A 14593-nucleotide genomic window follows, 5' to 3' on the forward strand; every position below is an offset into this window, starting at 1 on the left:
TTGTTGTTTTGTTTGTACAAAATACATTTCAGCTTTTTGGTATTTTAGGCGTATCAATATTCACTTTGCTTAAGATCGCATTCGAATATCCATTATCGTTCACATACTTTTTGATCTTTATCATTTTATAGGTTGCTTCGTCTGTATATATCTGTTTTAAGGCTGTAATTACATCTGAGCCATCACAAAATAAATTGTTCTCCTGTAAGTCTTTTAATGCAGATTCTACTACTTTTACCGCTGTCTGATAGCGTCTGTGATGATAGCTAGTATCATCTGGACGTGTTCCATTATTATAGCTATGTCCAATAATAGTTCCGTCTTTTTTCGTAGTCGAATGTGCAAAGGCATCTGTTATAATATGAAGACCACATCCATAAAGAAAATATTTTCTGTTTTCCGGTGTATCTGTTGTGAGTAGCGTACTGTATTTGCTCTTTAATCCATTGATATCTCTTTTTAACTGTTTAAACACGTCTTCTGATAATCCAAAATAATCTTCGTACGTAACACCTGAAGCAATAACTCCATTTTCTGTAGCTATATCCGTTACCATTTCACATGCTGCTACATAATTGATTTCATAATGCTCTGTATATTCTTCCCATTTTCCATGCCACCGTGAATTCTTCTTTCCACTCTGCCATCCAGATGCCTCTCGATCCGGATAAACGATTCCTTTTTTAATATTATCGATTGCTTCTGTAGTAAAACCAGCAGCCCCTTTATCAACGGTTGCTTTATGATCTGTTCCTGCCCATCTGCCTTCTACGTATGCCTGATCTTCACTGATCTCTTCAAAACGCTCCGGTTCCTGCTGATTTTCTTCCAGTCGTCTGGAAGCTTTTCCCTGCTCTTCGTCAAAAATCTTCTCAAATTCTTCATAATTTTTCAATGTATTTTCAGCATCCAGTAAACCACATTCATTAATATTATCGATCTGTTTTGCACTCTGTTCGATAAGCTGTCGTACAAATTCATTGCTTTTATTTAAATCTTTTTCCCATACCAAAGAAGCCACTCCGACAACATGAGGTACGGCAATACTTGTTCCGTGTGTTACAGAAGTTCCGTCAAAGAAACCTGACACTTTTACTTTCTCTCCCGGTGCTGCAATTTCAAGCTCATCTCCTCTGTTGCTGAAATCGCTGATATTGGCTTCTTCATCTGTCGCTGCAACTGCCATTACTTCCTCAAAGGCTGCTGGATATTCAACGCTTTCTCCTTCATTTCCGGCTGCACCGATCATTAAGATTCCTGCATCATAGGCATCTTTGACAGCCTGTTCTAAAGCTGCGGAATACACATTTGTTCCGAAACTCATATTTATAATATTGATATTATTTTCTATACACCAGTAAATTCCTCTGATCACCCGGCTGAGTGTAGCTGAATTCTCTTTATCCAAAATTTTAACGGAATATAATTCCACATCAGGATTAATACCCTTAATGTCGTTTTCTCCATTTGCAGCAATAATACTTGCAATTCCTGTTCCATGTCCTGTCATATCCTGGAAGATTGGAAGAATATCCTCGTCCTCTTCTACCAAATTTACGCTTCCGGCAATGTCGATTCCTGTTACATAGTCAATACCGGAGTCTAATACTGCCACTTTGATTTTTCCGTTCGCATCTTTACTTACATCCAGATTTTCTGCACTGATCGCCTGAAGATTCCATTCCGTTTTCTCTTTCTCAGAATCTTCTGTTTCTTCTGCTTCCTCTAAGCTCTTTTTCTTCTTTTCTTTGATTTCCTGTCTGCGTTTTCTTTTCTCTTCTGCAGAATATTCTTTATCATCTTCTTCACTTGCTTTCAGCAGAACATCTTCTTCAATAATCACATTCTCTTTTTTCTCAATCTGTCTTGCTTCTTTTTCTGTTAATGTAGCAACAACCAGACTTGTGTCACTTTCCAGTGTCTCTTTTTCTGCATCTTCCGGCAGTTCTGATCCCATTATTTCATATGCATCATTTTCTGCAAGAATAACATACTGTTTTTCCGCTTCTGTTTCTTTTGCTGCGACTGATATTGCTGAAGTATTCGTCAATATCATACTTGCTACCATAACATTTCCTACTACCTTCTTCCATTTATTCATATAGCTTTCTCCTTTCGTAATACACTACATTTATTTCATACTTCACGGTATAAATCCACTTTTATTTTTTGTCGAAGTATAAAATCTGTCTTCATGCTCCTGTCTTTGCTTCCCCCATTATCTTATCTCTCTTTATTTTCTCTTATCCACCAACTCCTTTCTTTTTTATTACTTATTTGTAGTATACTATTTATTTTATTTTTTGTCAATGGTAATATGCAAAATAACAAAATATTTCTTTCGATAAGGAGCAACGTTCCTACTCATTTCTGATAATATTTACAAAAAATCCCATCAGACATTTCTGTTTTTATCTTTTTTGTCCAATGGGATTTTATCACTATCCTCTATTTCTGTTCAAAGGGGATCTGGCACTATTATTTATGTGGACACGTTTTATTCGTAGTTCTGCTTTGTTCTACCTTATTTTTTATGTAACCACATTTTGTACATTGCTGGCAACTATATTCTATTATCGTACAGCCGCCCGCTGCATTTTTTTTATGTGTCCTGACTATTCCACTTTCAAAAGAATGGCTACATATCGCCTGCACACTTACATCTTCTTCTGAAAGATAGGTGATATTTCCAGCTTCATCCATAAAATAAGCATTCGTTGTGATAAACGGAATCTCTCCCGTTGGAATCCCGTCTACATACCAATCCGGTTTGTTCACAAGCTCTGTTCCGTCTGGAACAAAGACTACATCAGTCAATACTTCTCCAGCTTCAAGTTCTTCATCGTATACAACCTTCGGGCTTTCATATGCCAGTACCGGGATTGCGGTAGCTGCGGACATCAGCAGCAACGCTGCCAGCAAGATTCCTTTTTTCGTTTTCGGTTTTCTTTTGATCATTTTGATTCTCTCCTCCATATTATGATAACGGATCTTTCCTCTGAAATTCAGCACACCGGTATTGGAATCCTGCACTGCTGCATCCAGTATCCGTTTTCCATATTCGATACATTCTTCTCTTGTCAGTGACTGACATACTTGCTCATCGCAATGCAATTCAATGCACTGACGCACTTCCTGATAAAAAAGGTAAGCCAGTGGGTTCCAGAAATGGACTGCATTTACCAGAAAGGCAAGATGTGACCAGAAGGTATGGTGATACCTGATGTGTGTCATTTCATGTCTGGTCTGATACTGTGTTGCTTTTTCATCTTCGGACTGTGCGATCACAACGGTCGGACGCCTGATCCCCTGCGTAAAAGAACCGCATTTTTCCGGGACATATTTTATGGTTACATGATACTTCCTGGCAATCCGGCTGCTGGCATCATCCAGATTATTCTTTGGCTTCTGCCCCGGAATCCGGTGTGCCAGTCTGCGACATTCCCGATAAGTTTTCAGAAAATGCAGCATATAGATCAGAAAAACAACAATTCCTGTTATCAAAATATTTCGTTTCCAGGTTGCCATTTTTCCAAATGTCATATACCCGTCATTTCCTATATAAAATGTTTTTGAAACATCTTCCCATCGCACTCCTGTATTTACTTTCCGAAAGAGAATATCTTTGTCAGATAAGTCTCTTATCATTCTCTTTAACGGCTCTGACAGCAGCGGAAACGGAAGCAGATAAAATGCCATCACAAGTCGCAGCAGAATCCAGCGGCCGGATGCACTCAGTTTTTCTTTTCCTGTCATCCGGTATAGCAATTTATACGCAACATATGCTACGCTTCCGACCAGTCCCATATATATCGGCAAATCCCACATATTTCTTCTCCTTTGCTCCCTTATTTTCGCTTTATTCTTCTTTTTCGTCTAAAATTTTGCGGAGCTCATCTGCCTCTGTTCTGGTCAGTGATTTTCTTCTGGTGAATGCCAGCAGAAAGTTCTTCAGGGATCCCTGGTATTCATTCTCTACCAGATTTTCCGTCCACTGTCCGATCAGCTCATCTTCTGTGATCGCCGGATAATATAAGCGATAATTTCCTTTCTTGATCGCTGTGATCGCACCTTTATCTATCAGGCGGTTCAGAAGCGTATAGACAGTCTGCTGCTTCCACGTATAGCCTCTGTTCTCCAGCCAGGCTACCACCTCTCTTAATGTTACCTCTTCATGTTTCCAGATGTACTTCATGATTTCATGTTCAGAATCGGATAATCCATACCAACCCATTGTTTTTACCTCCTGTTATATTATATTCTTATAGTTCAGGAGCCGGTGGGATTCAGGCAGCTCCTATTACTATATCGTAATATAACTTTAGCAAAAACAGGTCCTCCGGTCAAGTACTATTTCTCTTTTTCTTGACCTTTGGACCTGATATTTTTTACATTTCCTGCTTTTCCAGCACACGGCAGGAGATCGTCCAGGATATGAAGGTAAGCAATGCGACCAAAAGGATTCCGGCAATGCCAAACAAAATTTTATAACTGCTGATGATCTGCCATAAATTTCTGCCCCAGCTACTGATTCCCTGCATGTACTGATCCAGATTTTTCATAATTTCAAAGCCCAGAACCAGAATACCAACCGTTGCCAGAATCACGATCTTTGATTTTTCTGCCCCGAATTTGATCTGTAATGGAACCAGCAGATCTGCAAGGAGAAGCACAATCAGCAGACATGTCATTGTCTCTACGCCAAAGGCACCTGCTGTCATTTCGCTTTTTCTAACCAGCAGAAGAATCCCACAGGCGATAGCTACGATCAGTGCGGAAACTGCTCCGAATCCGCATACAAAGAAATATTTTTCTGTTGCATAGTCTTTTCTTCTGACCGGAAGGGTAAAGAGAAAGCTGTTTCCATTGTCCATGCTGTCATAACTGATCGTGCTGATCGCAACGCTCGTCATCACGGATGCCATATAAGGCAGGATAAAGGAAATTTCCACCCCTGACAGAAGCAGTAAAACTCCCATTCCAGCAAAGATCAGCATCATTTTTTTCTGATTTTTTATTATTCTGATATCTTTTTCGAACAATCCTCTCATAACGATACTCCTTTCCGGCTGCTGCCTTTTAACATGGTTTTCATCACTTCATCGATCGTTCCCTTTTCAATCACGATCTGCGGCATATTTTCCATGTAATATTGTTTCTGATCGGTGAGACAGCAATATCCAAAATCTTCTTTGCAGTATGCCAGAATATATTGTTTATCCAGTGCCGCAAATTCGGATTCGGTCACTTTTAAAATACCGTATTGATCCAGCAGAACATCGGTATCTTCGTGCAGACGGATTTTTCCCTGATCGATCAGATAAAGATCATCGCAGAGATTTTCCAGATCCCCGGAAATATGTGAACTGATCAGAATTGCCCTCTCTTCCTGCTCCATATAGGCACGCAGAGCATCCAGAATCCCCTCTCTTGCCATCACATCCAGACCGGAGGTCGGCTCATCTAGTATCAGGATTTCTGCCTGATGAGACATTGCCATCAGAATTTTCAGTTTTGCCTTCATTCCGGTTGACATTTCTTTCATCTTTTTATTCATCGGGATATCGAATGTTCTGCATTTCTCTTCGAAATCTGCTTTATCAAACCGATGATACATCTTTTTCAGGATCGCACCTGCATCTTCCGCTGTCAGAATATTCGGAAAGGTCGCATCGGAAAGTACCACTCCGATCTTTTCCCATTCTTCGTTTGTCAGCTGCTGCGGTGTCTTTCCCATCATCCGGATCTCACCGCCGTCTGTATGAATCAGTCCCAGTGATGCTTTGAAAATGGTCGTCTTTCCGGCTCCGTTTGCACCGATCAGCCCGGTGATACTTCCACGCTTTACCTGCATCGAACATTCCAGTGAAAAATTTGCATATTGTTTTCTGACATTTTTTAAATCCAGCAAAATCTCTTCCATCCTCTTCTCCTCCTAATCTTCCAGGATCAGCTCAAACAGCTCCCGTATCTCTGCTTCTGTCATGCCGCAGCTCCTTGCTTTGCGGATCGCCTGTTCCAGATCCGTTTCTACTTCTTTTCTTTTTTCTTCCATGCGAAGCTCTTGATTGACTCCGGATACAAAGCTTCCTTTTCCATGCACTGTAACGATGAAGCCCTCCTGTTCCAGAGCATCGTAGGCTTTTTTTACCGTCAACGCACTGACCCTCAGTTCTTTCGCGAAGGTTCTCACAGAGGGAAGCATCTCCTCCTGTTTCAGTTCACCGCTTAAGATTTTATTCTTGATCTGTGTGCAGATCTGCTCATAGATTGGCTGCATGGAAGAATTGTTGATGATCAGTTTCATAGATTCCTCCATTTCTTTGCTTTTGTCGCAAACAGTATATAACAGTTTAGTACTGTTGTCAACTGTTATGCACTGTTTATATCCAATTTTTTTATTTACATCTGTCCAAGAATCCCTCTGACATTCTTGCTGCAAGGTGCACGTCATGCATCGCATGACATATTCTTCTTATACAGGTATCAGAAGCACAAAAAACGTCCACCCGGAGATCTGCTCTCCGGATGGACGTCTGGATATTGATATATTTTCTCTATTTTACTTTTTTGCTTTTCACAGCGGAATCTTTGCCGTAATAAACTTTGCCTTCGGCTTTGCGATACGTACGGACTTTGAAGTAACAGGTTCCTTTCTTTTTTGGCAGTTTGGTCACGAAAGATACGGTTTTGTTTTTGCTGATGGTTTTTATTTTTTTGTAAGTGCCTTTTTTCTTTGTGCTGCGGTAGATTTCGTAACCGGTAGCCTTGGATACTTTTTTCCAGGTGAGTCGGACTTTGTTTTTTCCGGCATTTTTGATGGATCTCAGTGTCGTTTTGGCCGGTGTATATTTTTTCTGAAGTGCTGCCTCCTTTGCGGCTTTCTCACGCTCTGCTTTTTCCTTTTCTGCCCTGTCACGCTCTGCTTTTTTCTGCGGATACTCTGCAAGCCAGGCGGACACTCTCTGCTCTGCCTGAGCAAACTGTTCTTTTGTGCTGTCCATATTGGTTACGATTTTCAGAACGTTTTTGTATATACCTTCCGGATCAGCCTTGTCATCTTTTGCCAGGATCTGTCTCATAAGTGCCAGATTTTTGGTGACGGAATCTTTGTTCGGCAGTTCCAGTGCTTTGATACCGCCTGTCTGATCATTTGGCTTATCTCCCAGGTCTGCACCGAGTCCGTAGAGTGTGAACTGATAACGCACCACATCTCCGTCTCTGGCTTTTACCCCGCCCATTCCAAGGCCCGGATTTTCGTTGTTTACGAAATAATACCATCCAGAATAATTGGAGTATGAAAACTCACCAAGCCCCTGCGTATCTTTATACGGATTCGACTTGTGTTTGTCATTGGTCGGTGCATCTTCTGACATATTTGAAATACACTGCGGAATATTCAGTACACCGCTGTCTGCATGGTCGATCTCTGCCAGATAGAATCCCATTCCGGTGTTCTGTGCATCGTAAGTATAGCCGTTTGCTTTCAGAAGTTTTTCGATGATATCTGCATAAGTCTCTCCGGCTTCAAAGGAAACTTCCGTCGGCTCGATCAGATAGCCCTGTCCAACGGTAAATTTTTCTACGGATGCATAAACGATTCCGCCCTTGTCCGATACAAACGTGGCTTTACCACTGTCTGCGTTGTCTTCGCTGTCTTTAAACCAGATCTTTGCTTCTTTTTCTTCTGCTCTGACTGTCTGCATACCGAATAACGGCAGAAATCCCGTCAGGCATAAAACCATGGCAAGCAGAGCAGTAATAATATTCTTTGTGCGTCTTCTTATATTCAAAATATGGACTCCTTCCTATAAAACAGGAAGAAGTATGGAACACTCCTTCTGCCGAAGAGCGTATCCATACTCCTGTTTTTGTGTTTTTCTGTGACTTTATTTTACCTTAACTTTACGTATGGCAGAATATGCACCAGTAATGGTCTTTCCGTTGACTTTTTTATATGCACGTACTTTGTAATAGTAAGTTTTTCCCTTTTTCAGCTTTTTGTCTGTGTATTTTGCTGCCTTCAGGTTTTTCTTCACGCAAACGTATTTGCCGTTTTTACGCATGGAACGATATACCTGATATCCGGCTGCACCCTTGACTTTTTTCCAGGTCAGAGTTGCTTTTTTCTTTCCTGCTGCTGCCTTTCTGATCACAGGTCTGGCCGGTTTCTTAGCCGGTTTTTCTGTGGTCGGTGTTTCCGGGGTCTTATCCGTGGATGGCGTTTCCGGTGTAGATGGCGTCTCCGGTGTGGTCGGTGTTTCCGAAGTAGACGGCGTCTCCGGTGTGTTCGGTGTTTCCGGGGTAGACGGCGTCTCCGGTGTACTTGGTTTCAGGGAGTTCATATCCCAGTAGCCTTCTTCGGATGCTTTAAATCTTCTGTATGCTTCGTATGCTTCCATGATCTGGTAAGAAGCCATTGCATTGGCAACACCATTTTTCAGATGTGCATAACCGCCGCCTTTCACGCAGTAATTTTTCTCAAGCGTTGAGAAGATACTTTTTGATTCTGCTGCAAAACCTGCATCCACGGCATCCCGTTTCAGGCAGGCAAGTGCCAGGATAACCTGTGCAGCAGATTCGGAAGAAGTATAAGCGTATTCTTCGTCCATAGCATCTTTCAGATATGCAAGTGCTTTGTCAACAGCCGTCTGTACTTTCGCTTCTTTTACATATGGTGCCAATGCCTGCAGGATCATAGCAGTCATATCTACACCTGTTGATTTGTTGTCAAACAGGCCAAAACCACCGTTTTCATTCTGGAATCCAAGCAGTGCATCGATCATGGATTCTCTGTTCCATTTTGCATCTGCAGGAATTTTCTGAGAGGTTGCATCCAGTGCGATCAGTGTCCAGCTCAGTTCGTTTGAACCGTCTTCCAGTCTGTCGCTACTGTACAGCATTGCTGCAAGATTTACACCGCCTACATTCGTGATATCTTTGCCCATAGCAGACAGGGTCAGTGCCACTCTTGCGATATCGGTCGGTTTCTGGTTTGCTTTCCATTTTGAAACAACAGAAACAGCACTCTGACCGTATGCTTCTTTTTCTGCATCGCTGATCGTCTGTCCGGTACGCAGTTTTGACATGATATACCAGTCGGATGCACCGCTGCATTCATATTTATAGTTCTGGCTGTTCAGGAAGGTGGATGCACTTGTGATACCTTCTTTTACAATCTGATCTATATCGACTTTGTCGGATACCTGGCTGTTATCTGTAACTTCACCGGCCTTCCGTGCCTTGATACGATGTAATGTTTCCTTCGGCGTCAGTATGCTGTCCGAATTCTGGTAAATGGAATCTGTCACCTGTACGATGCCGTCTTCACGGTAGATCCTGTTAAATCTCTGTTCTGTCGCATCAGCTGCTTTCACGACCCGGGCATTGAATGTGCCCGGAGCGATTCCGGTCAGGATCATGACAAACGCCAGAAGCATGGCAAGGATACGATTTCCAAGTGTCATTTTCTTCATGCCTTGCTTTTCCTTTCTGTAAATGATTGTTTTAGGAAACTATACATAAACCTTCCAAAGCTGTCGCAGGCAGCTTCTTTTTTTGTCATTTTTTGCTATTTTTTAATCTTTACTTTTCTGACAGCACTGAATTTTCCGTTTGCTTTGTTTCCTTTTACGGTCTTGTAAGCTCTTACTTTATAATAGTAAGTTTTGCCTTTCTTTACTTTGCTGTCTGTGAATGTTGCGGCAGCTGCTTTTTTGATCGTTCTGATCTTTTTGTACTTGCCGTTTTTCTTTGTGGCACGGTAGATTTCGTATCCGGTTGCTTTGCTGTTCTTCTTCCACTTCAGGAATGCCTTTTTCTTTTTGGAAGATACGGTCAGTTTTGTTACTTTTGCCGGTCTGACAATGGTCTGTGTGCCCGGATTCTGATTTCCGTTTGTGCCGTTGTTTGTATTATTACTGTTGTTGTTATTGCTGTTATCGCCCTTGTTGTTGTCCTTTTTATCATCGTCTTTCTTTGCATCCTGTAAAGCCTTGAGCTGTGCTTCCGCTTTTACCAGCAGATCTGCATTTTCCACATTTGCTTTCTGTGTATCGGTAAGTGCGTCGTATGCTGCTCTTGCTGCTTTTACTGCTTCCTGATCGTTCCGTGTAAGCTTATCTGAGGAAGGAAGAGCTGCGATCAGTCGAATAACATTTTCTACCTGTTCATCGATTTCTGTATTTTCTTTTGCATAGTTGTCTGTATAGTGCAGTATGACAACGTCACCGTCTTTTAATGTATAATCACATGCACCAACATCCGGTTCCGTTCCGTTCACGCTATATTTCCAGCCGGATTTGCTTCCGTTTGTAAACTCTCCGAGTTTCACCCCGTCTGCTCTTGTAACCGATGCAATGTAAGTGTCACCGTATTTTTTCTCACTGGTCATTTTATTGGCCGCAAGTGCCGCATCCAGAGCTTCCATGGCGGTTGCATTCTTCGGAACACGATACTCGCTCTGTGCTGCCCATACCTGAAGGTTATTCTTTACAAATGCATGGATCTTTCCGTCTTTGTCGCTGTCGTGTACTTCATCGCCAAGGATGGTGACAGCCACGCTCTGATTTTCACCATTTATCAGCCAGTAGGTGTTTGTTCCTTTTTTATATGCATCAAATGCCTGCAGTACCTGTACCGTTGACATTTCCTGCGATTTTGCAAGGTTAGACAGATGTGAAAATCCTCCGTCATTCTGGCGGTATTTCATCAGATTTGTGATCATATTAAAGTTTGGTGTACCAAATCCCACTTCTGCAGAAGTCGGATCAATGCCAAGGCAGGAAAGTGCCAGAAGTACCTGAGCCGTAGATTCGGAAGTTCCATATCCGAAATCATCACGCATTTCCTCTTTTAAACAGGAAACTGCACGATCAATCGCTTCTTTTACTTCGGTTCGCTCCTGATAAGGTGCAAGGGCCTGAAGTGCCATGGCCGTCATATCTACACTGGTGCTGTCTTTTCCGGTCAGTCCGAATCCACCGTTTTCATTCTGAAAACCAAGCATTGCTTCTATGATCGTGTTTCTGGACCATTTTGCATCCGCCGGAATCGCAACATTGGCTGCATCGAGTGCCATCAGTGCATAGATCAGTTCATTTGATCCATCGCTCAGCTTTTCGGAATTGCAGATCATGGATACCAGATCTGTACCGTCCACATCGGTGATATCTTTGCCCATTGCCGTAAGTGCCAGGGCAACACGCTCGATGTCTGTCGGCTTCTGGTCTGCATTCCATTTCTTTACTTCCGCTGCAGCAGACTGATAATAAGCATCCTGCACATCTGAGCTAATCTCAACTCCATTGCGAAGCAATGCGTAGATCAGCCATTCATCTCCATACGCATAGCCGTCTGTGCTGTGTTTTTCTGTGATGTACGTTACGGCACTGTTGATGCCTTCTTCTGCTTTTGCTTTTACATCGATATCTGCGGTGCTTCCCTTTGTTACGGTAATGGTGATCGTTACCGGTTTTACGTTATTTTTGCCATCGATCGGTGTTCCGGTTGCTGTCACGGTTCCTTCGGAGAGTCCCGTAATCTGATATTCTGCCACCGGAAGATAGGAACCATAATCCGGATCGTTCACATTATAATCGCCGTTCTTTTTCCAGTAACCGCTTCCGGTTCTCACAACCTGTGCAATACCTCTCTGGCTGTAAGTCCATTTCAGAGCCGGTTCCGTGACATCGTATCCCTGATCATCCAGTTCACCTGTGACAATTGGTGCAAACACTGCACTGCTCTTGCCGGCTTCTACCGTCATATTCTTATTTTCTTCTGCAAGTTCTACGGTTTTTACGTTATTTTTGTAGACAAAGGTTACCGTACTGTCACCGGAAACTGTTTTCGTTTCTCCCGTCTGCGGATTGGTATCTTCGATCGTCGCTGTAAAGGTTACCGTTCCGGCCTGTTTCGGTATGTAAGCCTTTTCGCCATTTGTATAGTATGCGATCGTTCCGTCCGGATCATCACTTGTGATCATTACTTTATCTGCATTGGTTGCATTTGCCGGTGTGACAACTGCCGAACCAAGGATTGGATTGAATGCAACTCTGCCATCCGTTTCCTGTCCGTCGCTGTTTGCATTTCGGCTGTGTATTTCTTTTGTGCCGGAAATTGCCGGAACAACGGATGTTACCGGCACATAAGCAGAGGTTACCGTCACGGTTTTGTGAATTTCCGGCTGATTTTTTGCAGTTACTGTAAAGACTGCACTTCCGGTCTCTTTAAAGGAAAAGCCGCTGGAAGAATCGGTGCGGTTATGCAGAAGTTTTGCACCCGCTTCATCCGCTGCATAGATAAAGGAAGCGTAAGAAACATCCTGATACTCTTCACTGCCCTGATACTGTGCTTTTACGGTAATATGCTTGTATTCAGAACCCTGTACCGTAACTTTTCCGTCCGTTACATCTTCTCCATCCACATACAGTTTAATATCTGTCATCTGGATTCTGCTGGAACGGACCGCTACAGATGCCAGGATTTCCTGACTGCCGTCGCTGTTGTTCTTTACTGCCTGAAGCACTGCTGTTCCGGTTCCGTTTACACAGAATGTTCCATCTTCATAAATTTCAAAGGCACGTTCCGGTTTTCTCTGCTGAAAGCTCCAGGAAAGGCTCTCGCCTTCCGGCAGAGTATAATCCACAAGAGAAAATGTTCCGGCTATGTTTGCCATTCCAACAGCATCCGGGCTTACTTCCAGTCTTGCATTTTCCAGAACGGTCGGTTCTGTTTCATTTTTTGCCTGAAATGCGACATCGTATGCGTTTTCGCCTGTCTCCGGCCATTCATACTGTCCCGGTGTATAATCCTGATTTTCGCCAAAGTATGGATAACCGTCTCTTCCCTGTCCCCAGGAAGTTCCGTTTTCGCCTTTATTGGCATTTAACTTTTCTGCCAGATCCAGCGTTTTCATGTCCTCTTCGGACATTGCACCGGAACCGCTGCCCAGTGTATCCAGCCAGTAGCAGTTCTCAACGATCGCCGCACCGCTGTTGTTGCTGCTGCTGTTGCAAAGTGCTCCTTTTCCGGTATCTCCCACTGCGATACAGTTTGCGATCACACCGTTGCGGTCATCGGAAGCACTTGCTCCCATATAGGCTCCGGTCTTCCCGATAAATCCTGCCACGTTTGCTCCGCTGATCTCACTTTTACAGTTCAAAATGGAAGCACCATAGGCGGTCGTTCCAAACGGTCCGGTCACATTACTGCTGCTTCCGGTCATCGTTCCTTTTACCGTCAGGTTCTGGATCACAGCACCTGCTGACAGATTTGCAAACAGCGAGCCTGCGTTTTCAAACGTAATGGTATGTCCCTGTCCGTCCAGAACCCCGGCAAACGAAGAATAATTCATATAAAAACTTTTATCTTCATAATCACTGTTTACCGTGATATCCTGTGTCAGGACGAAATATTTGCCTTTTGCATTGTCCATCTTGGAAAAATCTGCCTGGGAAGAGATGGAGATCACATTCTCCGGCAGTGCCACCGGTTTTGTCGTCGGTCTGTTTTTCAGTGCTGCGATCGCATCGGTGATCGCCTTTGCTGCCGCTGTGATCTGCTCCTGTGTCACCCCTTCGCCTGCTTTTAAAGCATTTCCGGCTGCTACTGCATCAGAAAGTGTCTTCCAGCTCTCTTCCGTATAGTTTTCCTCTTCATAGCCTTCTGCCTGCTTCAGTGCATTTTCAAGCGGTGTCCAGCTGATTTCGGCCGCTCCCTTTACCAGAACCGGAAATCCGCCATCTTCGGAGACTGCAAAGATATAGCCGGTATCGACGATACCTGTATTTAACAGAGCAACGGTGTCTGCTGTTTTTAATTCATCAGCAGATTTGGATGCACAGTCGCTGACATCTGCGTTGGAAGCTGCCATGGCAACTGTCTCAATCATAGTTCCGGACTGAAAATAGCTGTTTGAGATCTGCGATCTTGCATCACTTGCTGCATAGGCTGCAATTCCGCCATTCATCATCTTCAGCTCTGCTGCATAGTAACAGTTACGGACAGTTCCGCCTTTTATCGTTCCAGCCAGTCCGCCAACAGTATTCCAGTTGTCATTGATCTTTGCCTGAGAATAAGAATTCTGAATGGTTCCGGTCAGATTGTCTGCAATACTTCCTCTATAGCCGGAAGTAACATCAACAGATCCTGCAACTCCCAGGTTCTGGATCGTACCGGATACGTTTTCCGCCAGTGCTTTCCCGGAAAGGGTGATCACATGTCCCTGTCCGTCCAGAGTTCCGGCAAGATCTGTGATCTGCTGTCCGTCTGCCAGCTTAATATCCGCCGTCAGTGTATAGGTTTCACCTGCCGGAATTTGGGTCGGAAATTCTTCTGCAGTTGTGATTTCATTGCTGCTTTTTGTCGTACTCGCTGCATTTACGGTCAGGCTTGCTGTATTTGCCGGAAGAATGCCGGTAAACAGCAATGCCAGAGCAAGCATCCATGCAAGGATACGCTGTGTGACTGCTTTGTGCTTCATCGCTTTTCTCCTCTTCTTTGCTGATCTTATAATCGAGTAGGAGGCGGTGACTAACCGCCGTCCTCTCACACCACCGTGCGTACCGTTCGGTACACGGCGGTTTCAATA

Annotated in this window: 9 protein-coding genes; all 9 read right to left on the reverse strand. The window is 43.5% G+C overall.

All coding sequences use genetic code 11. From position 1 onward, the window contains the following. Positions 1-28: 28 nt before the first annotated feature. Positions 29-2101, reverse strand: a complete 2073-nt coding sequence (locus GPK60_RS12680) for a S8 family serine peptidase (RefSeq protein WP_173897418.1) — start codon at positions 2099-2101, stop codon at positions 29-31. A gap of 377 nt (positions 2102-2478) precedes the next feature. Continuing rightward, on the reverse strand, positions 2479-3828 hold the full coding sequence (locus GPK60_RS12685) for a M56 family metallopeptidase (protein ID WP_215660468.1): 1350 nt from the start codon (positions 3826-3828) through the stop codon (positions 2479-2481). A gap of 31 nt (positions 3829-3859) precedes the next feature. Continuing rightward, complete coding sequence (locus tag GPK60_RS12690) at positions 3860-4234, reverse strand: BlaI/MecI/CopY family transcriptional regulator (RefSeq protein WP_022119116.1); 375 nt, start codon at positions 4232-4234, stop codon at positions 3860-3862. 154 nt (positions 4235-4388) lie between these two features. Beyond that, positions 4389-5051, reverse strand: a complete 663-nt coding sequence (locus GPK60_RS12695; protein ID WP_215660472.1) for an ABC-2 transporter permease — start codon at positions 5049-5051, stop codon at positions 4389-4391. Further along, entirely contained in the window at positions 5048-5923 is an 876-nt protein-coding gene (locus GPK60_RS12700; protein WP_346727784.1) for an ABC transporter ATP-binding protein, read from the reverse strand. Before GPK60_RS12700 ends, GPK60_RS12695 begins: the two co-directional genes overlap by 4 nt. 12 nt (positions 5924-5935) lie before the next feature. Further along, on the reverse strand, positions 5936-6307 hold the full coding sequence (locus GPK60_RS12705) for a GntR family transcriptional regulator (RefSeq protein ID WP_022119119.1): 372 nt from the start codon (positions 6305-6307) through the stop codon (positions 5936-5938). Positions 6308-6557: 250 nt separating this feature from the next. Then, positions 6558-7793, reverse strand: a complete 1236-nt coding sequence (locus GPK60_RS12710; protein WP_215660474.1) for a DUF4430 domain-containing protein — start codon at positions 7791-7793, stop codon at positions 6558-6560. A gap of 96 nt (positions 7794-7889) precedes the next feature. After that, positions 7890-9476, reverse strand: a complete 1587-nt coding sequence (locus tag GPK60_RS12715; protein WP_215660477.1) for a hypothetical protein — start codon at positions 9474-9476, stop codon at positions 7890-7892. Positions 9477-9571: 95 nt separating this feature from the next. Continuing rightward, a complete protein-coding gene (locus GPK60_RS12720) occupies positions 9572-14485 on the reverse strand; it encodes a DUF4430 domain-containing protein (RefSeq protein WP_215660479.1) in 4914 nt (1637 codons plus the stop codon). Positions 14486-14593 lie beyond the last annotated feature (108 nt).

Origin of the sequence: Ruminococcus sp. MCC718 (assembly GCF_018783905.1) — a bacterium.
Taxonomy (GTDB): domain Bacteria; phylum Bacillota; class Clostridia; order Lachnospirales; family Lachnospiraceae; genus Hominisplanchenecus; species Hominisplanchenecus faecis.

Bases quoted from the DNA above. Each gene is read 5' to 3' on its own strand.
- GPK60_RS12680 (WP_173897418.1), bottom strand. From the start codon at position 2,101: ATGAATAAATGGAAGAAGGTAGTAGGAAATGTTATGGTAGCAAGTATG.
- GPK60_RS12685 (WP_215660468.1), bottom strand. From the start codon at position 3,828: ATGTGGGATTTGCCGATATATATGGGACTGGTCGGAAGCGTAGCATAT.
- GPK60_RS12690 (WP_022119116.1), bottom strand. From the start codon at position 4,234: ATGGGTTGGTATGGATTATCCGATTCTGAACATGAAATCATGAAGTAC.
- GPK60_RS12695 (WP_215660472.1), bottom strand. From the start codon at position 5,051: ATGAGAGGATTGTTCGAAAAAGATATCAGAATAATAAAAAATCAGAAA.
- GPK60_RS12700 (WP_346727784.1), bottom strand. From the start codon at position 5,923: ATGGAAGAGATTTTGCTGGATTTAAAAAATGTCAGAAAACAATATGCA.
- GPK60_RS12705 (WP_022119119.1), bottom strand. From the start codon at position 6,307: ATGAAACTGATCATCAACAATTCTTCCATGCAGCCAATCTATGAGCAG.
- GPK60_RS12715 (WP_215660477.1), bottom strand. From the start codon at position 9,476: ATGAAGAAAATGACACTTGGAAATCGTATCCTTGCCATGCTTCTGGCG.
- GPK60_RS12720 (WP_215660479.1), bottom strand. From the start codon at position 14,485: ATGAAGCACAAAGCAGTCACACAGCGTATCCTTGCATGGATGCTTGCT.